Here is a 17751-nt window from a genome sequence, read left to right as displayed (position 1 = left end):
CGCTCACTCCGCGACCGGCAGGTCCTCGCCGGGATCGTGGCCGTGCTCATCGCAGCCGTGGCCTACATCGCGTTCCGCCTCTGGGCGCAGTCACTGATCGGCGGCACCTACGGCTTCGGCTCCGGACAAGCCAACAAAGGCCTGCTCTCCAATATCTACTTCGCACTGTCGTCGAACAAGCGCGGGGAACACGCCGCGCTGTTCGACACCTTCCACTTCTTCTGGCTTCTCTTCGCCTACGGCCTCTACCACCAGTACCGCAAACACGGTCCCCGCAACGAACTTCTCGTCGCCGGCGGCTGGCTCATCCTGTGCTGCCTCGCCGGACGCATGGTGGCCACCGACACCCAGCGAGTCTTCGTCATGCTCGCCCCGCTCGTCATCGCACTGGTCGCCATCACGCTCGACAACCAACGCACCAACGCGCTCCGACTGCTGACCGGCGTACTGGTCTTCCTCTACCTCGCGCTCAACCTGCAATTCGTACCGAACGAAACCAAATTCCTCGTCGAACTAGCCGGCTTGGCATTCTTCGCACTCCTCATTCTTCCCCTGCCCCGCATACTGCCTACCCGGCACCGGCAGGAGCACGACGGTGGCGAACATTTCATCCCTCACCGCGGAGTACTCGACCCCACCACATCGACTCACGGCCGCTGGCGGCAAAATTCAAGACCTGCCGACGGGCGTCAGTTTCCCGACTGACGCCGCTTCTTCGCGTCGAGGCCTCGCTTCATCAGCCTGCCCGCTCCTCCGACGAAGAGGATTACCGCCGCCAAGACAGTGGCGAAGACGAGCGAGGCACCAAGATCGCTGACGGCGAAGGGCAGGGTCATCAAGAAGCAGGCGCCCCAGAGGATCGCCACCACGATCACGACGTCCGAGGCTCGCTTCAAAGGGCCACTCGTCTGAAGAACCTCCCCTTGACCCGAGTTCTGACGATCTTACGTGGGCCGCCACGCGAACCCTTCAGTGCTACTTGAAGGTCCACCTGCTCCGAACGGGTCGCCGACCCAAGATCACTTCCGTAGGTGCGGAGTTCTTCGCAAGTAGCGGGTCCTGCTGCACGGCAACAAGGGCGTGCAGGTGGGTGACCACAACACCCAGCACAACTACAACACCGTCACGCAGGCTCCGCTGCCCGCGATCGAGTCAGTGCATGCGGTGCCGGGCGTGTCCCGGATCCCTCTCGACACAGCATTGTTCGTGAGCCGCTCCGATGAGCTGGACCAGCTCGACGAGGTGCTCAGCGAATCCGGGCGGGCGACGGTGGTCGCGGTGTACGGCCTGGGCGGGGTGGGCAAGAGCACGCTGGCGGCCCGATTCGCGCACCTGCACGCCGACCGATTCGCATTCCGATGGTGAATCACCGCTGACTCCCCCTCCGCCATCGACACCGACCTCGCCGAAACCCTCCAGCCCGCCACCAGAGAACTTCCCGCGGAGCAACGCAGTGCACTGGGGGTGCGGTGGCTGGCAACCCACGAGGACTGGCTGCTCGTGCTGGACAACGTGACCAGCCCGCAGGATGTGGCGAGTCTGTTGGAGCAGTGCGGACAGGCACGGTAGTGATCACCAGCTGGGCCGAACGAATGGCGTGGAAAGCAGCTGAGCGGACGGTTTCCGCTGTTCACCGGACAAGGCCTACGCAGCGTCAACTGTCCTGCGCGGATCGTCATCCTTCAGGCGGCAGACAAACTCCGGGAAATCCGGTGAGTTGGAAAGCGGTGCATCACGGCGGACGCACGAGGGGACGGGAAGACCATGAAGCTCAGAGACGCGTTGGAAAAGCTCTTGCAGAGCTCTCATGTGGCGATTCACTCCACCGCAGAGCTGTCCGGAGCTGTAGCCCGCTACATCGCGAAACAAGACGAGAAGCGTTCCAAAGACGAAAAACCGGAGGTGCTGCGCAAGCCTGAACTCGAGCCCGTCCCTCCGGACGAACACCGAAGCGGCTTCACGATCACGCCGTGGGAGTTGCTGCAGACGTTTGGCCGCGCGACCACGCTGTCCGGACAGAACCCGTCGCGCGGCCTCTCCCAGCATTGGAACTGCTTGCGCTACCTCACCACGCTGGAAGCTCTTGGCGGCCGGATGGCACTCTCACCCGACGGACATGACCCGAGGTATCACCGCAAGGGCGTGCAAGCGCAGGAACTCGGTGCAGCGTTCGCGCTGACTGCGGCGCGGGAGATCTTGCAGCGGAGGCATCCTGGGTACCGTTTCGAGCCCGTCGACGTGGACCTCGCACTCGACGCAGGCTGGGCACTGCGGGGTCAAGGTGCGGAGGCGAAGGGCACACGACGGAGCAGACCTGGGCATTTTCTCGTCGGCAGGAAAGCCGGTGAGCCCTTGCGCATCGCGCTGGTCGACGGACGCGGGTCACACGGTCAGCCCAGCGCGCAGCACAGTCAGCTGATGGCCTCGGCCGAGCGGGTCCAAGTGATCGCACTCGGCGATGGGCGCGGCAGTGCCGATCCGCTGCCGAGCCTGCTGATGTCGACGGCTTTCGTCGCGGAAGGCGGGATCGAGATACGCCTGCTCGATCCCGCGGGCGGCGGTGTACTCGCCGAACCAGGCAAGCCCCCTCCCGACCCGTACGGCCCGGTGCAGGAAGAGAACTTCTTCCCGGACATCCAAACCGTCGACGCACAGGGCCAGACCTCGAGCCGCCCCGGATTCCACATCACATCGGACAGGTTCGAGTGGTTCTCCCGGGTGTTGGTCCGCGCAAGCGCTGCAGCACTCCTGACTTTCGTCGGCGATCGCGACAACGCGTACAAGTACCTGACCGTGCGGCAGCAACGACGACTGGGCGCCGATCACTCTCCGCAGGCAGTCAACGCGGAATGTGACGTCCGCGTCGAACTCGGCGGGATCGTATTCGTCGGAACCGACCACGTCTTCCGGTTCGCACGTGAGCGAGTCGAGGTCTTCTCGGCGATGCCGAAAGAACTCCACGAGATCCTCAAGACGGGTGACGGCGCCCGGGCCTACGCGGAGAAGATGCCGGAGGTGGTCGCCGAGTGCAAGAGGCGCTGGGCGGCGGTACAGCGGGACTGGACGGGAATCATAACCATGGATGGCGATGGAGCGGTCATGGCGCTCCGCATATTGAAGAGCGAAGGGCGACCGCTCGAAGCGATCCCCGAACCGCAGGAAGGACCCGCATGAACCGCACAGGCCACCTCGCGGAGTGGGGCGCAGAAGGTCGACACAGCACCGCGGCGTTCGTCCGGCCCGATGCTCAAGGCGTTCTTCGCGGTGATGTACTACGCGGCGCTTCGGCCGGAAGAGGCCGCCATGCTGTCCAAACCAGACCTCCAGCTGCCGGAACGTGGATGGGGTGAACTGCTGCTGTCCGAGACGGCACCGATCGCCGGTGCCGCGTGGACCGATTCCGGTGGCCGGCGTGACCGTCGGCAGCTCAAACAGCGCGGGCGAGGCGAGATTCGCACCGCGCCGTCTCCTCCGCCGCTCACCGCGATCCTGCACGCGCACCTGGCGGAGCACGGGGTGGCGGCGGACGGCAGGCTGTTCCGGAGTCTTGTCGGTGGAGATCTCGCTGAGTCGACGATCGCAAGAATCTGGGACAACGCGCGACGGGCAGTGCTCACTGAGGCCGAATACGCCTCGCCCTGGGCAGGCGGCCGTACGACCTCCGGCACGCGTGCGTCTCCACGTGGCTGGCGAGCGGCGTCCCGTCCACCCAGTGCGCCGAATGGGCCGGGCACTCCGTGGCGGTGCTGCACCAGATCTACGCCAAGGTGATCGCGGGGCTGGAATCCGCCGCCCACCAACGGATCGAGCAAGCCCTGGGCTGGACGGAGGGCATGGGCGAGGACCAATGACGCCGCCTGATGCCGCGTGCCGCGAAATTTGGGGGCGTAATGGGGGTGGCCACCCGTAGGACACCGGTTTCAGCCGGATACAGCCGGACAACACGACATCGGCCCCTCACCTGGTTTTGCCTGGTGAGGGGCCGGTTTTCGCTGGTCTTTCTGCGTGCCCCCGGTGAGATTCGAACTCACACTGGACGGGTTTTGAATCCGTTGCCTCTGCCAGTTGGGCTACGGGGGCGGTGCCCGGTGAACTTTACGGGATCACGGGTCCGCGCCTTTCGCCGGGCCCGGGGTGTGATGCCCGTCTGACGTGGTGAACGCCATCTAGCCGTCTGGATCGTTCCCGGTAGGCTTCAGGTTCGCGGACAGACCGCGAGCCGAACTGCCCGACGACCTTCAGGAGGACCCCGGTGACCGAGCAGGCTGCCGAGGCCAATGGTGCCGTCGCCGCACCCCAGCGGCGGGTGCTCGTGGCCGAAGATGAGGCCCTCATCCGTCTGGATCTCGTCGAGATGCTCCGTGAAGAGGGTTATGAGGTGGTCGGTGAGGCCGGGGACGGCGAGCAGGCCATCAACCTGGCCACCGAGTTGAAGCCCGACCTGGTGATTCTCGACGTCAAGATGCCCAAGCTCGACGGTATCGAGGCCGCCTCCAAGATCACCGGCGACCGGATCGCGCCGGTCGTCATCCTGACCGCGTTCAGTCAGCGCGACCTCGTCGAGCGGGCCAGGGACGCGGGCACGATGGCGTATCTGGTCAAGCCGTTCGCCAAGCGCGACCTGGTGCCCGCCATCGAGCTGGCCGTGAGCCGGTTCGCCGAGCTCCAGGCCCTGGAGTCCGAGGTCGCGGGCCTCACGGACCGGCTCGAGACGCGCAAGGTCATCGACCGCGCCAAGGGGTTGCTGATGAGCCGTCAGGGGCTCACCGAGCCGGACGCTTTCCGCTGGATACAGCGCACCGCGATGGACCGCCGGACCACGATGAAGGCGGTCGCCGAGGCCGTCGTCGAAAGCATCGGCTGACCGGCATCCGTGAAGGCCACCTCCGTCGCCGGAGGTGGCCTTTCCCGGTTCAGAGGCCGCTTGCGGCCCGCATCACCCAGTGGACGTCGGTGTTCTCGACGGTGCCACCCAAACGGGTGGCGCCGGGACCTTCGGCGGTGACCGGGGTGTCGGATCCGGTGTGGTCGTGGGTCGTCCAGTCGACGGTGAAGCGGAGCTTCGAGCCCGGGACGTCGAACGGGCCGTCCTGGTCGGTGTCGGAGGCGTCGTAGTTCTCGATGGCGAGCCCACCGGTCTCGTGGTCGCCGCCGATGATCACCAGCGTGTCGGGATGCGTGCGGACGAACCGCATGACCTCGGCGACGGTGGCGTCGAGCGCGCGGCCCGCGTCGATCACGCCATGCGCGTTGTTCTCGTGCGACATCCCGTCGGTTCCTTCCTCCTCCAGGAAGAGGAAGAAACCGCGCGGGTTCTTGGAAAGGGTGTCCAGCGCCTTGCGCGCCATCTGCTGGAGCGGTACCCGCGGCGCGTACTTCCCGACACCGTCCGGGCCGTAGTCGACCATGTCCTCGTTCGCGAACAGGCCGAGGATCCGGTTCGCGCGGGTGGTCCGCAGCTCGTCGCCGTCGCGTACGTAGGTGTAACCCGTGCGCTGGGCGCGTTCGACCAGGTTGCCGTACGGGCTGCGGCTCTCCTCGCCCGGTTTGTCCGGCCAGAGCCCGGGATTCCCCTTCGGGTACCACCAGTCCTCGCCGCCGCCGAGCAGGACGTCCGGGCGGCTGTTCTCGATGTACTGCTTCGCGATGTCACTCTGCGAGTCCCGGCTGGGCACGTGCGCCGCGAACGCCGCGGGCGACGCGCCGGTCACCTGCGCGGTCGTCACCAGGCCGGTCGACTTCCCCGCCCGTTTCGCCCGTTCGAGGATCGTCTCCAGCGGGCGCCCGTGCGCGTCCACGCCGACCGCGCCGTTGCGCGTCTTGTGCCCGGTCGCGAGGGCGGTGGCCGCGGCGGCGGAGTCGGTGACGATCTCGCCGGGGTCGGCCGAGGACGTCCGCACGAGGCCGGTGACCGCGAGCCCGTCCATCGCCAGCCTGCCGTTCTTGCCCTTGAGCGCCAGGCGAAGCAGGTCACGCTGGCCGAGGCCCAGGCCGTCCCCCTGGATGTAGATGATGTTGTGTGCCGAGCGCGCGGTCGTGGTGTCCGCGACGGCGGCCGAGCCACCGCACAGGACCACCAGAACCGTCGCCGCCGCCAGACCACGTCCGCGCATATCGCCTCCCGTTAGTTAGGAACCTTTCCTAACAGAGAAGCCGCGTGGAGGCCAGAGGCCCGCTCAGCCGCGCAGGATGCCCGCGTCGTGGGCGAGGATCGCGGCCTGGACCCGGTTCGCACAGCCCAGCTTGGCGAGGATCCGGCTGACGTGGATCTTCACCGTGCCGCTCGAAAGCCGCAGCTCACTCGCGATCTCCGCGTTGCCCAGCCCACGCCCCACCCGCACCAGGACTTCGAGTTCGCGGGCGGTCAGCGCGTCCAGCCTTCGCCTCGCCCGCGCGACGCTGTCGGCGTCGGCCGCGTCGGCGTCGCGGAACCGGTCGATGACCTGCTTCGCGATCCGGGGTGACAGCACCGCCTCCCCGGCGGCCGCGGACCGCACGGCCTGGATCAGCTGCGCGGGATCCGTGTCCTTGAGCAGGAAACCGGCCGCACCCGCGCGCAGGGCACGCGCGACGTAGGCCTCGTCCCCGAACGTGGTGAGCATGATGACCCGCACCTCGCGGGCGATCTCCTCCACGGCGGCGAGCCCGTCCATCCTGGGCATCCTGATGTCCATCAGCGCGACGTCCACGGTCATCCGCCGGACGACGTCGATCGCCTCCGCGCCGTCGGAGGCCTCGGCCACGACCTCGATGTCACCCGCCTGGTCCAGCAGGAGCCGCGCGCCGGCACGGAGCAGCGGCTCGTCGTCCGCGAGCAGAACCCGGATCATCGCTCCTCTTTCGGTACGGGGACCTCGAACCAGGTCTTCTCCACCAGCCGGTCGTCGCCGAAACAGAACCGGAAGATCGCGGCGGTCTCCGCGTCGGGCGGATCGGCGGCCGCCGTGTAGACGCAGTAGCTGCCCTCGGGTATCGGCGGCTCGTGCCCCTGCGCGGCGACCTGCGCCGACGGTTCGTTCGGGCCGAACCACTCCTCGACCTCTTCCGGGGTCATCCCGATCCGGACGCTGGCGAGCGGATCCTCGCTGTCCGCCGGCGCGAGCGGCGGCACGAAGGCCAGTGTCGTCAGCAGCAACGCGGCGACGGCGGCCAGACCCGTCACCAGCAGCAGCCCCGACTGAAAGCGACCTGGCCGCTCCTCGGCCACTTCGTCGACGAGAGGCGCGCCTGCCCGCAGCGGCAGCTCGGTCGTGACGGCGAAACCACCTTCCGGATCCGGCCCGGCCGCGAACACTCCACCGAGAAGACGGACCCGTTCACGCAGGCCGGTCAGCCCGCGACCGGTGCCGGGCAGACGCTCCGCCTCGACCCGCTCGGCGGTGTTGCGCACCACGACCTTCACCAGCTCGGGACCATGGTCGACGACGACGGTGACCGACGCCGCCGCGGCGTGTTTGTGCACGTTGGTCAACGCCTCGCGCACCACACGGTGCACGGCCCGGCGGACCGGTGGCCGGACGCCGTCGAGGTCCGTCCCGCTCCAGTCCAGCTCCACGTCGAGGCCGGCGTCACGCGACGACGCCACCAGGCCCGCGATATCCGCCTTCGTACCGGCTGCGTCGGTGGCTTCGGCGGGGTCGGCCGGTTCCCCTCCCGGCCTCAGGATGCCGAGTGACTCCCGCAGTTCTTCGAGCGCGAGCTTGGCCGTCGACCGGACGTGGCCGGCGGCGTGGCGCAGCTCGGGATCCTTGCCCTCGGCGGCGACCTCCAGCGCGCCGGAGAACATCGTGATCAGGCTGAGCCGGTGCCCGAGCTGGTCGTGCATCTCCTCGGCGAGGCGCGAGCGTTCCTCCAGCCGGGCGCGGTCGCGCAACGCCACCACCAGCCTGGCCTGCTGCGCCTGCATCGCCCCGGCCAGCGCGGGCAGGACGAGACAGAAGACCGTCGAAACGACGATCACCACCAGGACGTACTGCCAGCGGAACGCGGGCTGGGTGATCAATACGACCGCGGCGGGCGACAGCGCCGCGACACCGAACAGCGGCCACTTCCGCCCGCGCGTCCCCGCGGTATGCGCGACGACCGCGAGGGCGACGCCGGTCGCGGGGAACAACCCGAACGACACCGTCGCGGCGAGCAGTGCGGACACCGTGAACCGGCGGCGCGCCAGCGTCAGCACGACGGCGCCGACGATCACCGCGGCCGTCACCGGCCCCGTCGGGGAGAACACCTCCGGCCAGCCCCACGCGGGCAGCAGATCGGCGAGGAAGATCGTCACGCCCGCGACGAACCCGGCCAGGAGCGCCTCGGCGAGCACGGTTCCCCACCGCCGGTCGGTCCTTTTCACGATCCCAGCATCACACGGGACCGGTGGCGCAGCGGGCCGGGGCCGCGGGAAGCGTCAGATCGATCAGGTACCGGCTCACCCGCTCGTCCACACAGGACGATCCGCCGCCGAAGACGGCGTGCCCGACGTCCTCATTGGACAACAACACCGCCGACTTGAGGCTCTCCGGCAACCGCCGCGCCCAGCCGTAGGGAGTCGCGGCGTCCTTCGTGGTCCCGACGAGCAGGATGGGCGGCGCGCCCTCGGCACGGACCGTCCGCGACGGAGCCGATCCGGTGGGCAGGAAGGCGCAGCCGAGCGCCTCCGTTCCTGGCGAAAGCCGGGAAACGCGGCGGAGCTCGCGCGCGGCGTCCTCGTAGGCGGCCAGATCGGTGGGATGGGCACGATCGAGGCAGTTGACGACGGTGAGCGCGTCGGTCGTGTCTCCCGAGGGCTCCGGCTCGCCGGCCGGTTCGTCCGGCGAGTCGTCGGCGGGAGCATCGGCGGCAAGGATGATTCCGGACAGCTCCGCCCAGTCCGCCGGGAAAGTGAGCTTCGCGGAGATCTCCTGCCTGAGCGCGTTTCCGTCGCCCGCTTTGTCCGCTTTGGCCAGTACCCGGTCCACGGCGGCGAGGATTTCGGTCTCGTCCCGGCCAGGGCACGGCTTGCCGGTCCTGGTGGCGCACTGTTTCGCGTAGGTGAGGAGCGTGTCTTCCACCCCCTTCGCCTGCTCGACGGTGTCCGCCCGCCAATCCAGATAGGTGTTGTCGACGCCGTCGAGCACCATGGCGCGGATCTTCTTCGGGAACCGGTCGGCGTACAGCTGCCCGATCCGCGTGCCGTAGGAGTAGCCGAGGTAGTTCAGTTTCTCCTGGCCGGTGACCACCCTCAGGACGTCGAGGTCGCTGACGACGTCGTCGGTACCGAGGTGCCGCAGCACGTTCTCCCCCGTGCCCCGCAGGCATGCCTCGGCGTACTGCCGGGTGCTCGGGACCTCCGCGCCGATCAGCGGCAGCCCGTCGGGCGCCTTCGAAGCGGGCTCGCCCTCGGTGTCGCACCGCAGCCGCGGTTCGCTGCCGCCGATCCCCCGGGGGTCGAAGCCGACCAGGTCGAACCGTTCCCGGACCGCGGCGGGCCAGGTACCCGCGATGTCCTTGATCATGGCGACACCGGACTGGCCGGGGCCGCCCGCGCCGGCGACGAGCGTGCCGAGCGGCCCCGGCCGGGTCGCCGCGGCCTTGATCACCGGCAGGGTGAACCTCGGCCCGTCCGGCCGCCGGTAGTCGACGGGCACGGTCAGTTTCGCGCACTGGAAGTCGTCGCAGGGACGCCAGTCCAAGGTCTGCCGGTAGAACGACGACAGGGCCGCCTCGCGCTCGGGTTCGTCCACTTTGGCCACCGGGGCCGGGCTTCCTTGCGACGTGGTACATCCGGCGACCAGCACGACCGACAACACCAGGCACTTCCAGCTCACGCGTAACTCCTGCCTTCGGGACACCGGACGATCCAACCGCGGCGCCCGGTCCTCGCACGACCTTCGACAGGCTGAAATGACGGCACCGTAGTCGGCCGTGGGGAGTAGGCCAAAAGACATACCCACGATCGGTGAGATCCAGACCACACGATCGGGTCGTGACGATCTTCGCGCGGCTGGGTCTATGGAGTGTGGAAGCGAAGAACTTCCACCGCAGGCAACGGAATCCGAACCGAGGAGATCGCGATGACGAACACCGCCACCACCGCCAAGCCGAACTCGAACTCCACCGCCCCGGCCGAGAACAGCGCGCTCGTCTCCACGCAGGGCGTGACCACGATCGCCGACACCGTCGTGCAGAAGGTCGCGGGCCTCGCGACCCGCGAGATCACCGGTGTCCACGCGCTGGGCGGCGGCGCCGTCCGGGCGTTCAACGCGCTGCGCGAGCGCATCCCCGGCGCCACCGCGTCCGCCGGGCAGGGTGTCTCCGTCGAGGTCGGCGAGCGCCAGGCCGCGGTCGACCTGCAGATCGTCGTCGAATACGGCGTCGCGATCGCGGATCTCGCCAAGTCGGTGCGCCGCAACGTGATCGGCGCCGTCGAGCAGATGACCGGGCTCGAGGTCGTCGAGGTCAACATCAACGTGTCCGACGTGTACATCCCGGGCGACGACGACGCCGACGAGAACAACGAATCCACCCGCGTCCAGTGACCACCGGCGCCGGTTCGCGCCCGACCACAAGGAGAACGTTCATGAACGCCACCCATCTCGGCCTGTTGACCGGTCTCGCGCTCGGCGTGGCCGGCGCGTTCGGCGGCTTCGGCGCCTTCCTCGTCGTGCTCGTGCTCGCCGTCCTCGGCCTGCTGGTCGGCCGGTTTCTCGACGGCAAGCTCGACCTTTCGGCCCTGTCGGGCCGCGACAGGGGCTGATCGCCATGACGACCATGACCGCCGCGCCCGGAACGGACGGGCGCGGCGCCCTGACCGTCGCCGACGGCGCCGTCGAGCGGATCGCCGCACAGGCGATCACCGAAATCGACGGCGTCGGCGGCGCGGCCTCCCGGGTGCTCGGGATCGCGGTCGGCGGTGAAGATCTCGACCAGGGCGCCAAGGTGAGCGCGCACGTCACCGGCTCGACGGCCACTTTGGACGTCCGGCTCTCGGTGAAGTACCCGCTTTCCGTGCGTGCCACCGCCGAAAGGGCGCGAGAGCACCTGATCCGCCGCGTGGGCGAACTGTCGGGCCTTGCCGTCACGCGGGTCGACATCACCGTCACGGCCCTGCATTCCACGGAGACCGAAACGAGGAGGGTCCGATGAAACGGCGCCCCCGCCGCACCGTCCCGGCCGTGCTGGTCGGCATCGTGGTGCTCGCCGGATGCGCGCTGGCCGCCACCGTCGCGGTCCAGACGATCATCGGCGAGAAACCGTGGATCCGCTACGACACCGTCGCCTCCGCCCTGCACGGCACCCGGTGGAGTGATCCGCTTCCGGCGATCGCCGGCGGCGTGGTCGCGCTGCTCGGCCTGCTGCTCCTCGTGGCCGCGATCGTCCCCGGGCGGCCCACCGTGCTGCCGCTCGGCGGCGGCACGGACTCCGGCGCCTCCCGGCGCAGCTACCGGTCGACGCTGCGCACCGCGGCGTCCACTGTGGATGGTGTCTCGGCGGCGAAACTGAAGGTCAAGCGGAGCAAGATCGTCTCGGTGGTCACCACCGGGCGGACGAACACCGCGGGGCTCGCCGACGCCGTCCGCGCGGCCATCGAGCACCGCCTCTCCCAGATCGGCCCCGCCACCGTCCCGGCCGTGCGGGTCCGCGTCAAGGCCACCAGGAGCGCGTCATGACCGACCTCAACCGTCCCGCCCGGCTGAACCGCACACTGCTGGTGCTCACCGGGATCGTGCTGCTCGCCGTCGGCGGGTTCGCCGTCGGCACCCATTTCGGCCGGATCCCGCTGCTCGATCCCGGTGCCACGCTCGTCCCCGGCACCGCCATGCCGCCCGGATGGGTCTGGTACGCCGTCGCCGGGGCCGCGGTGGTCGTCGGGCTGCTGGCGCTGCGCTGGCTGATCGCGCAGCCCGTCCGCAAACCGAAGTCCCACACCTGGCGGTTCGACCAGGAGACCGGTGAGACCTCCCTGGCCGCGAGCGCCGCGGTGGAACCGTTCACCGCGGAGGTCGCGACCTATCCCGGTGTCCACGCCGCGCACGCCACGCTCGGCGGAACGCAGGACGCGCCGGTGCTGGCCGTGGTGCTCAGCGCCGAGCAGGACGGCGATCTGGCCGCCATCCGCGAGCGGATCGCCGACGAGGGCCTGCCGCGGCTGCGCCAGGCGCTGGATCTCGCCGAGCTTCCGATGACCATCGAGTTCCGCTTCTCCGCGAAGACCGGATCCCGCATCCAGTGACCCGCTAGACCAGGTCCACCATGACCACCGCCGGAACGGTCGGGGCAGGCGAGCCACCGGCCGGTTCCGCGGTGATGCCGACCCGGTCGATCGCGCCCGGCAGGTCCACCAGGACCGGCCGGGTCCGCTGTGGACCGTCCGGCTCCAGCAGCCCGGCCGAATGCACGCCACTCGCCCCGATGAGCCAGACCTGATACGCCTTGCCGGGCGCCAACGGCGGGAGATCACCCGCCAGTACGACGACCTTGCCCTTGCTCCGCGAGGTCACGACCGTGGTGGCCCCTCGTTCGCCGCCCTTGACCGTCGACGCGTCGGGCGCGGTGAGCACGGCGTTGACCGAGGCCAGCTGCTGCTGGGCGGGGTCCGCCCCCGGATCGGTGGTCGTGGTGACCAGGCTGAACACCAGCGCTCCGACGGCCGCCGCCGCGGCACCCCATAGGGCGATCCGCGTCTTCACCGGCCCGCCCTGACGCGCGACAGCGACCAGCGGAGGCCACTGACGGGTGCGGGCGACCTCCGCGAGCGTCGCTTCCCGCAGCCTCGGCGGTGGCGGGGTGGCGAGCGCCGAGCCAAGACGCGCGGCGGCCTCCCGGAGTTCCCGGACCTCCTGACGGCACGCGGGGCAGCCCCGCAAGTGCCGTTCGAAGGCCGCGGCCTCCTCCTCCGGGACGGCGTCCACGGCGTAAGCCCCGGTCAATGTGTGCAATTCCGCCGTCATTGCCCGACCCCCAAGCAGTCACGCAACCGGATCAGGCCGTCGCGGATGCGGGTCTTCACCGTGCCGGGCGCGGTTTTGAGCACTTCCGCGACTTCCGGGTACGTGTAGCCGTTGTAATAGGCCAGCACGACCGATTCCCGTTGCAGGTCGGTCAGCGCCGACAGGCACTGGCGCACCCGCTGCTGCTCCAGGTTGCTGATCGTCGACTCGGCGACCTCGTCGAACGGCCGGCGGAAGTCGAGTCTTCCCGCGCGATCGTCGCGGTCGAGCGCGGCCTGATGCGAACGCACCCGGTCGACGGCCCGCCGGTGCGCGATGGTCAGCACCCAGGAAAGCGTGCTCCCCTTGCCCGGTTTGAACCGGGCCGCCGTCCGCCACACCTCCACCAGGACCTCCTGGGTGACCTCCTCGGCGAACGTGCCGTTGCGGACGACCCTGTTCACCACTCCCCACACCGGTCCCGCCACGACGTCGTACAGGTCGGCGAACGCCTGTTCGTCACCCGCCGCGACCCGTTGCAGCAAACTCGTCTCGGCCGGCTCCGCTCCGGAGCCGCCGTTTCCGCGCGGACTCGTCCGCACACCCTCGACCATCAAGCCGCCTCCACCTCACCCGACGCCCGGCTACGCGGTGCCGTGACGTCCGGGAGGGATTCGGTGCCGAGGGCGGATCGGACTGGTCCGGGTCACCCCTGTTCTTCGAGCACGCTGTCCATTGTGGACTTCAGATGCCGCAGGAAGGCCTCGAACCGTTCGATCTCCTCCGCCGGGTACTCCGCCACCAGCGCCGCGAGCCCGGCGCTGAACGGGCCGAAGAACTCGCGCGCCGGCCCCTGGATGTCCGGGCCGCTGCGCAGGGTCACCCGCCGCCGGTCGGCGTTCTCCCTGGTCCGCACCACGTAGCCGAGGTTTTCCAGCCGGTTCAGCAGATTCGTGGTCGCGCCGGAGGTCAGCGCGATGCGTTCGCCGAGCCGGGCCGGGGACAGCGGCGAGCCGGTGTCTTCGGCGTAGAGGATCTCCACCAGCGCGGCGGCGTCGGTGGCGTGCAGGCCGAGCCAGTCCGCGAACCGCCGGGTGAACTCGGTGTAGTTCGCCCCGAAACTCCGGAGGCCGTCCAGCAGCGACGCGCTCCGCGCCGCGACATCGTCCGCCATCACCCCTCCTCGGATCCGTGCTTTGACAACCTACCGGCCGCAAATATACCTTCATGATGAAGCAACTTTCTCATGAAGGAGTTCTGGTGCTCCCCGATCCGTTCGCCGCGACGACCCGCGGCATCACCGAACCCGACCCCGTCCGCCCCGCGCTGCGGGCCGCCGGCCCCCTCGTCGAAGTGGCCGCCCCCGAAAGCGGGAGCGCGTGGATAGTGACCGAGGAAAAGCTGGCCCGCGAGGTCCTGGCGGACCCGCGTTTCGCCAAGGATCCCGCGCTCGCCCCTGAGGGCTGGACCAGGTTCGAACAAACCGCCGCCGAACAGCCGTCCCTCACCACGTTGGACGGCCCCGGCCACGCGCTCTTGCGGCGAGCGCACGCTCCTTTGCTGAGCGCCAAACGGATCCAGGCGCAATCCGATCGGATTCACCGGATCGCGCGAACACTGCTGGCCGATCTCGGCGACGGCACGGTCGACCTCATGGACGGGTTCTCCACCCGTTTCCCGCTGACCGTCCTGCTCGATCTGCTCGGCATCCCGCTGCACCTGCTCGACGCCGCGGTCGACGCCTGCCGGCGCATGTCCGACCCCGAACCGGGCGCACAGGGCAAGGCCATCGCCGCGATCGCGGATCTCGCCGCCGCCGGACTGACACCGAACCGGACGGGGCTCGCGACGGAACTCCGCGACAACCTCCCGCCCGAGACGTCCGAAAAGGACCTGAGGTATCACCTGTTCGCGTTGATCTTCGCCGGACAGCTGACCACCGACGCCTCGATCGGGTTCCTGATCTCGCGGCTCCTGAACGGGGACGACGCCTCCGTGAACGATCTCGTCCGCGAAACGCTCCGGGAACATCCGCCCGCGCCGTTCACGCTCTGGCGGTTCACCACCGCGGAACTCGACCTGGCCGGGATCCGGCTCCCCGCCAGGGCCCCGGTGCTCGTCGACATCCAGGGCATCAACACCGACCCGGCCAGGAAACCGGGCCCGGACCTGACCTTCGGCGCGGGCCCGCATTTCTGCGTCGGCGCCCAGCTCGCGCAGCTCGAACTGCGGGCGGTGGCGACGGTTCTGCGCACGGACTTCCCCGAAGCCCGGCTGGCCCTGCCCTACGGCGAACTCCGGCAGACGTTCCTCGGCGGCATCCAGGGGACGCGGCTCACGAGCCTGCCGGTGGTCCTGCGCGACTGAAAAACGGGCCGGGGCGCGGAAATCCGCTGCCCCGGCCCGGAGACGCTACTTCTTGAAGGTGTCGCGGACCTTGTCCGCCACGTCGCCGACGGCGTCCTTGACGTTTTCGACCGCGCCCTTGAGACCGGCCTTCGCCTGGTCCGCCTGACCTTCCGCGCGCAGTTCCTCGTTGCCGGTGGCGTCGCCGGCGGCCTCCTTGGCCTTGCCGCCGAACTCCTCGGCCTTGTTGCTGATCTTGTCACCCAACGACATCGTGTCCTCCTCAGGATCGAACGCCTTACCCTCGAAGGACAAACGAAGATCGCGATTCGTCACGCGCACGGACGGGTGATGGGCCTCACCCGAGCAGCGACGCCACGGCGGCCGCGAACGCTTCAGGGGCTTCCTGCGGGACGTTGTGCCCCACCCCCGGCAGGGCCCGATGCTCGTACGGCCCGGTGAAGTACTCGCGGTCGCCCTCGGCGCTCGGGCCGCCGATGCCGTCGTCCCCGCTTTCCAGCACCACCGTCGGCACCGTGATGGCCGGCTCCTCCGCGATCAGGTCTTCGAGCGCCTGGTACCGCGGATCGCCTTCCACCAGCCCGAAGCGGTGCCGGTACGAGTGGATGACGACGTCGACGAAGTCCGGGTTGTGGAGGCTGGGGGCGCTGGCCGGGAACGCCTCGGCGGCGCCGGTCCAGGTCGGCGACCAGGTGCGCCACAACAAGGCGCACAGCTCGTCGCGGTTCTCCGCCAGCCCGCGACGGCCCCGCTCGGAATGGAAGTAGAACTGGTACCAGTACGTGCGTTCCCACTCCGGCGGCGCGGGTTCGCCCGCGTAGGCGAGATTCTGGACGTTGTAGCCGTCCACCGAGACCAGCCCGCGCACGCGCTCGGGCCGGAGCGCCGCCGCGATGCACGCCGCGCGGCCACCCCAGTCGTATCCCCCGACGACGGGCTTCTCCAGCCCCAGCGCGTCCAGAAAATCGAGCAGGTCCTGGGCGAGGGCGGCCTGCTGTCCGGAGCGCGGGGTCGCCTTGTCGAGGAAACGCGTCCCGCCGAACCCGCGGAGATACGGGACGTACACCGAGGCTCCGTCCGCCGCGAGGAGCGTGGCGACCTCGTCGTAGGCCCGCACGTCGTACGGAAAGCCGTGCAGCAGGACCACGGGCGGCCCGCCCGCTTCACCGAAGTGCTCGTACTCGATCTCCAGGACCGGTGTGGTGACGCGCTTCGTGGCCATCAGCCGGACCAGCCGCTCAACCGGGTCAAAAGCCGTTCCAGGACTTCGGGATCGGCGCCGACGGGCTCGCCGGAGACGGGTTCGTCCACCAGGGTGCGACGGTCGCCCCGCCTCGGCAACCGGACCTGTCCGGCCGACAGGCCACCGGGCAGCGGCAGCTCGCACCAGAAGGTCACGCCGCGGGTCTCGCTCGGCGCCACCCCGGTCCGCTCACCCGGCGCGGGCGTCGGCACGGGGAGCCCGTCCAGCTCGTGGTCGACCTCGATGACCAGCACGTCCGACCGCAGGCGCAGTCTCAGCGTCAGGAACGGCGGCTCCTTCGGATCGGCCGCGTCGACCAGCGTGCCCACCAATCTGGCGGCGGCGGTCTTCGCCTGATCGAGCAACGGCCGCAAGGACCAATCCGACAAGATGAGACGGACGAAGAGCTCGGAACACAACACGGCATTCGGTTGTGCCACCAGCCGGAGGTCGTCCACCTGGGAAGTGCGCGCGCTCAAACCAAGGCCTTCCTCGTCGACGTGCGAGCGTGCATCATGCCACTCCATCCGGTGAACCCCTCACGCCGGGCTTTGGTCCTGTGAAGTCCACCGGCTTTGGCTCTGTCCGTCGGACCAAAACGCGCGCACAGTGATCTCGTGAGTATCGCCTTCCTGATCACCACGCTGGTCGTGGTCGCCACGCCCGGCACCGGCGTGGTCTACACCCTTTCCGCCGGGCTGGCCAGGGGCAGACGCGCGAGCGTCATCGCCGCGCTGGCGTGCACCCTCGGGATCATCCCGCACATGATCGCCGCGATCACCGGCCTCGCGGCGCTGCTGCACGCGAGCGCCGTGGCGTTCGAGATCATCAAGTACCTGGGCGTCGCTTACCTGCTCTACATGGCGTGGGCGACGTTGAAGGACCGCGAAGCGATCGTCGTGGACGGTGATCCCGAACCCGCGTCGACCCTGCGGACGATCACCTCCGGCGTGCTGATCAACGTGCTGAACCCGAAGCTGACACTGTTCTTCTTCGCGTTCCTCCCGCAGTTCGTCCCGGCGGGCGAGCCCGGTTCGATTCCCCGGATGCTGCTGCTGAGCGGGGTGTTCATGCTGGCTACCTTCGTGGTGTTCAGCGTGTACGGCGTCCTCGCCGCCGGCGTGCGGCACCACGTCCTTTCCCGGCCGCGCGTGCTCTCCTGGCTCCGGCGGGTCTTCGCCGGTTCCTTCGCCGCGCTCGGCGTCAAACTCGCGTTCACCACCCAGTAGACAGGTTCGG

Annotated in this window: 22 protein-coding genes, 1 tRNA gene and 1 pseudogene; 12 read left to right on the top strand and 12 right to left on the bottom strand. The window is 69.2% G+C overall.

Features of this window, described 5'->3' with window-relative positions:
- Nucleotides 1-42: 42 nt before the first annotated feature.
- The gene (locus NQK81_RS39170) at nucleotides 43-705 is read left to right on the top strand and encodes a hypothetical protein (protein WP_257485479.1); all 663 of its coding nucleotides are present in this window, start codon (nucleotides 43-45) and stop codon (nucleotides 703-705) included.
- On the opposite strand, the gene NQK81_RS39165 is transcribed toward NQK81_RS39170, so the two are convergent.
- Entirely contained in the window at nucleotides 690-875 is a 186-nt protein-coding gene (locus NQK81_RS39165) for a hypothetical protein (protein WP_257485478.1), read from the bottom strand. The two genes, NQK81_RS39170 and NQK81_RS39165, sit on opposite strands and share 16 nt — an antisense overlap.
- A 211-nt stretch (nucleotides 876-1086) precedes the next feature.
- Between NQK81_RS39165 and NQK81_RS39160 the strand changes: the two genes are divergently transcribed.
- From NQK81_RS39160 to NQK81_RS39150, 3 genes and pseudogenes are all read left to right on the top strand, one after another.
- Complete coding sequence (locus tag NQK81_RS39160) at nucleotides 1087-1365, top strand: AAA family ATPase (protein WP_257485477.1); 279 nt, start codon at nucleotides 1087-1089, stop codon at nucleotides 1363-1365.
- Between the two features lie 399 nt (nucleotides 1366-1764).
- Nucleotides 1765-3174 (top strand): hypothetical protein, encoded by a 1410-nt coding sequence (locus NQK81_RS39155; RefSeq protein ID WP_257485476.1) that lies wholly within the window; start codon nucleotides 1765-1767, stop codon nucleotides 3172-3174.
- Nucleotides 3175-3201: 27 nt separating this feature from the next.
- Nucleotides 3202-3851: pseudogene (locus NQK81_RS39150) on the top strand (site-specific integrase); the annotation flags it as partial.
- A gap of 155 nt (nucleotides 3852-4006) precedes the next feature.
- Here NQK81_RS39150 and NQK81_RS39145 read toward each other — a convergent pair.
- Nucleotides 4007-4080 (bottom strand) — tRNA-Leu (locus NQK81_RS39145).
- 172 nt (nucleotides 4081-4252) lie between these two features.
- Between NQK81_RS39145 and NQK81_RS39140 the strand changes: the two genes are divergently transcribed.
- A complete protein-coding gene (locus NQK81_RS39140) occupies nucleotides 4253-4864 on the top strand; it encodes an ANTAR domain-containing response regulator (protein ID WP_005157321.1) in 612 nt (203 codons plus the stop codon).
- Nucleotides 4865-4913: 49 nt separating this feature from the next.
- On the opposite strand, the gene NQK81_RS39135 is transcribed toward NQK81_RS39140, so the two are convergent.
- From NQK81_RS39135 to NQK81_RS39120, 4 genes are all read right to left on the bottom strand, one after another.
- Nucleotides 4914-6113 carry an alkaline phosphatase gene (locus tag NQK81_RS39135; protein ID WP_257485475.1) on the bottom strand — a complete coding sequence of 400 codons (1200 nt, stop codon included), beginning with the start codon at nucleotides 6111-6113 and terminating at the stop codon, nucleotides 4914-4916.
- Between the two features lie 63 nt (nucleotides 6114-6176).
- Nucleotides 6177-6830: a response regulator gene (locus NQK81_RS39130; protein WP_257485474.1), complete on the bottom strand. Its 654-nt coding sequence runs from the start codon at nucleotides 6828-6830 to the stop codon at nucleotides 6177-6179.
- On the bottom strand, nucleotides 6827-8347 hold the full coding sequence (locus tag NQK81_RS39125) for a sensor histidine kinase (RefSeq protein WP_257485473.1): 1521 nt from the start codon (nucleotides 8345-8347) through the stop codon (nucleotides 6827-6829). Before NQK81_RS39125 ends, NQK81_RS39130 begins: the two co-directional genes overlap by 4 nt.
- Nucleotides 8348-8357: 10 nt before the next feature.
- Nucleotides 8358-9800: an alpha/beta hydrolase gene (locus NQK81_RS39120; RefSeq protein ID WP_257485472.1), complete on the bottom strand. Its 1443-nt coding sequence runs from the start codon at nucleotides 9798-9800 to the stop codon at nucleotides 8358-8360.
- A 246-nt stretch (nucleotides 9801-10046) separates the two neighbouring features.
- On the opposite strand from NQK81_RS39120, the gene NQK81_RS39115 reads away from it, so the two are divergent.
- From NQK81_RS39115 to NQK81_RS39095, 5 genes are read left to right on the top strand one after another with little or no spacing between them, the layout of a single operon-like run.
- Nucleotides 10047-10511, top strand: a complete 465-nt coding sequence (locus NQK81_RS39115) for an Asp23/Gls24 family envelope stress response protein (RefSeq protein ID WP_192741251.1) — start codon at nucleotides 10047-10049, stop codon at nucleotides 10509-10511.
- Between the two features lie 41 nt (nucleotides 10512-10552).
- Nucleotides 10553-10729 (top strand): hypothetical protein, encoded by a 177-nt coding sequence (locus tag NQK81_RS39110; protein WP_257485471.1) that lies wholly within the window; start codon nucleotides 10553-10555, stop codon nucleotides 10727-10729.
- Nucleotides 10730-10734: 5 nt separating this feature from the next.
- Nucleotides 10735-11118, top strand: a complete 384-nt coding sequence (locus NQK81_RS39105; RefSeq protein WP_257485470.1) for an Asp23/Gls24 family envelope stress response protein — start codon at nucleotides 10735-10737, stop codon at nucleotides 11116-11118.
- Entirely contained in the window at nucleotides 11115-11642 is a 528-nt protein-coding gene (locus NQK81_RS39100) for a DUF6286 domain-containing protein (RefSeq protein ID WP_257485469.1), read from the top strand. The genes NQK81_RS39105 and NQK81_RS39100 overlap by 4 nt, the downstream gene beginning before the upstream one ends.
- The gene (locus NQK81_RS39095; RefSeq protein ID WP_257485468.1) at nucleotides 11639-12205 is read left to right on the top strand and encodes an Asp23/Gls24 family envelope stress response protein; all 567 of its coding nucleotides are present in this window, start codon (nucleotides 11639-11641) and stop codon (nucleotides 12203-12205) included. The genes NQK81_RS39100 and NQK81_RS39095 overlap by 4 nt, the downstream gene beginning before the upstream one ends.
- Before the next feature lie 4 nt (nucleotides 12206-12209).
- Here the strand turns inward: NQK81_RS39095 and NQK81_RS39090 are convergent, their stop codons facing one another.
- From NQK81_RS39090 to NQK81_RS39080, 3 genes are all read right to left on the bottom strand, one after another.
- Nucleotides 12210-12923: an anti-sigma factor gene (locus NQK81_RS39090; protein WP_257485467.1), complete on the bottom strand. Its 714-nt coding sequence runs from the start codon at nucleotides 12921-12923 to the stop codon at nucleotides 12210-12212.
- On the bottom strand, nucleotides 12920-13516 hold the full coding sequence (gene sigK / locus NQK81_RS39085) for an ECF RNA polymerase sigma factor SigK (protein WP_126736739.1): 597 nt from the start codon (nucleotides 13514-13516) through the stop codon (nucleotides 12920-12922). The genes NQK81_RS39090 and sigK overlap by 4 nt, the downstream gene beginning before the upstream one ends.
- Nucleotides 13517-13608: 92 nt before the next feature.
- On the bottom strand, nucleotides 13609-14076 hold the full coding sequence (locus tag NQK81_RS39080) for a MarR family winged helix-turn-helix transcriptional regulator (protein WP_126736722.1): 468 nt from the start codon (nucleotides 14074-14076) through the stop codon (nucleotides 13609-13611).
- Between the two features lie 86 nt (nucleotides 14077-14162).
- Here NQK81_RS39080 and NQK81_RS39075 point away from each other — a divergent pair, with 86 nt between their 5' ends.
- Complete coding sequence (locus NQK81_RS39075) at nucleotides 14163-15269, top strand: cytochrome P450 family protein (protein ID WP_257485466.1); 1107 nt, start codon at nucleotides 14163-14165, stop codon at nucleotides 15267-15269.
- 45 nt (nucleotides 15270-15314) lie between these two features.
- Here NQK81_RS39075 and NQK81_RS39070 read toward each other — a convergent pair whose 3' ends face one another.
- The 3 genes from NQK81_RS39070 to NQK81_RS39060 form a co-directional block, all read right to left on the bottom strand.
- Nucleotides 15315-15521 (bottom strand): CsbD family protein, encoded by a 207-nt coding sequence (locus tag NQK81_RS39070; protein WP_126736724.1) that lies wholly within the window; start codon nucleotides 15519-15521, stop codon nucleotides 15315-15317.
- Nucleotides 15522-15606: 85 nt separating this feature from the next.
- Nucleotides 15607-16491 (bottom strand): alpha/beta fold hydrolase, encoded by an 885-nt coding sequence (locus NQK81_RS39065; RefSeq protein ID WP_257485465.1) that lies wholly within the window; start codon nucleotides 16489-16491, stop codon nucleotides 15607-15609.
- The gene (locus tag NQK81_RS39060; protein WP_257489932.1) at nucleotides 16491-16991 is read right to left on the bottom strand and encodes an ATP-binding protein; all 501 of its coding nucleotides are present in this window, start codon (nucleotides 16989-16991) and stop codon (nucleotides 16491-16493) included. The genes NQK81_RS39065 and NQK81_RS39060 overlap by 1 nt, the downstream gene beginning before the upstream one ends.
- 138 nt (nucleotides 16992-17129) lie before the next feature.
- On the opposite strand from NQK81_RS39060, the gene NQK81_RS39055 reads away from it, so the two are divergent.
- Entirely contained in the window at nucleotides 17130-17741 is a 612-nt protein-coding gene (locus tag NQK81_RS39055) for a LysE family translocator (RefSeq protein ID WP_192741244.1), read from the top strand.
- Nucleotides 17742-17751 lie beyond the last annotated feature (10 nt).

The sequence above is a fragment of the Amycolatopsis roodepoortensis genome, assembly GCF_024628825.1.
GTDB lineage: Bacteria > Actinomycetota > Actinomycetes > Mycobacteriales > Pseudonocardiaceae > Amycolatopsis > Amycolatopsis roodepoortensis.
Note: the sequence above shows the minus strand (reverse complement) of the source record. Positions and strands in the feature narration are given on the sequence as shown.

What these genes read in the sequence shown, in the direction of transcription:
- NQK81_RS39155 (WP_257485476.1), top strand. Translation starts at nt 1,765, where the DNA reads ATGAAGCTCAGAGACGCGTTGGAAAAGCTCTTGCAGAGCTCTCATGTG.
- NQK81_RS39135 (WP_257485475.1), bottom strand. Translation starts at nt 6,113, where the DNA reads ATGCGCGGACGTGGTCTGGCGGCGGCGACGGTTCTGGTGGTCCTGTGC.
- NQK81_RS39130 (WP_257485474.1), bottom strand. Translation starts at nt 6,830, where the DNA reads ATGATCCGGGTTCTGCTCGCGGACGACGAGCCGCTGCTCCGTGCCGGC.
- NQK81_RS39115 (WP_192741251.1), top strand. Translation starts at nt 10,047, where the DNA reads ATGACGAACACCGCCACCACCGCCAAGCCGAACTCGAACTCCACCGCC.
- NQK81_RS39110 (WP_257485471.1), top strand. Translation starts at nt 10,553, where the DNA reads ATGAACGCCACCCATCTCGGCCTGTTGACCGGTCTCGCGCTCGGCGTG.
- NQK81_RS39105 (WP_257485470.1), top strand. Translation starts at nt 10,735, where the DNA reads ATGACGACCATGACCGCCGCGCCCGGAACGGACGGGCGCGGCGCCCTG.
- NQK81_RS39100 (WP_257485469.1), top strand. Translation starts at nt 11,115, where the DNA reads ATGAAACGGCGCCCCCGCCGCACCGTCCCGGCCGTGCTGGTCGGCATC.
- NQK81_RS39095 (WP_257485468.1), top strand. Translation starts at nt 11,639, where the DNA reads ATGACCGACCTCAACCGTCCCGCCCGGCTGAACCGCACACTGCTGGTG.
- NQK81_RS39090 (WP_257485467.1), bottom strand. Translation starts at nt 12,923, where the DNA reads ATGACGGCGGAATTGCACACATTGACCGGGGCTTACGCCGTGGACGCC.
- sigK (WP_126736739.1), bottom strand. Translation starts at nt 13,516, where the DNA reads ATGGTCGAGGGTGTGCGGACGAGTCCGCGCGGAAACGGCGGCTCCGGA.
- NQK81_RS39080 (WP_126736722.1), bottom strand. Translation starts at nt 14,076, where the DNA reads ATGGCGGACGATGTCGCGGCGCGGAGCGCGTCGCTGCTGGACGGCCTC.
- NQK81_RS39070 (WP_126736724.1), bottom strand. Translation starts at nt 15,521, where the DNA reads ATGTCGTTGGGTGACAAGATCAGCAACAAGGCCGAGGAGTTCGGCGGC.
- NQK81_RS39065 (WP_257485465.1), bottom strand. Translation starts at nt 16,491, where the DNA reads ATGGCCACGAAGCGCGTCACCACACCGGTCCTGGAGATCGAGTACGAG.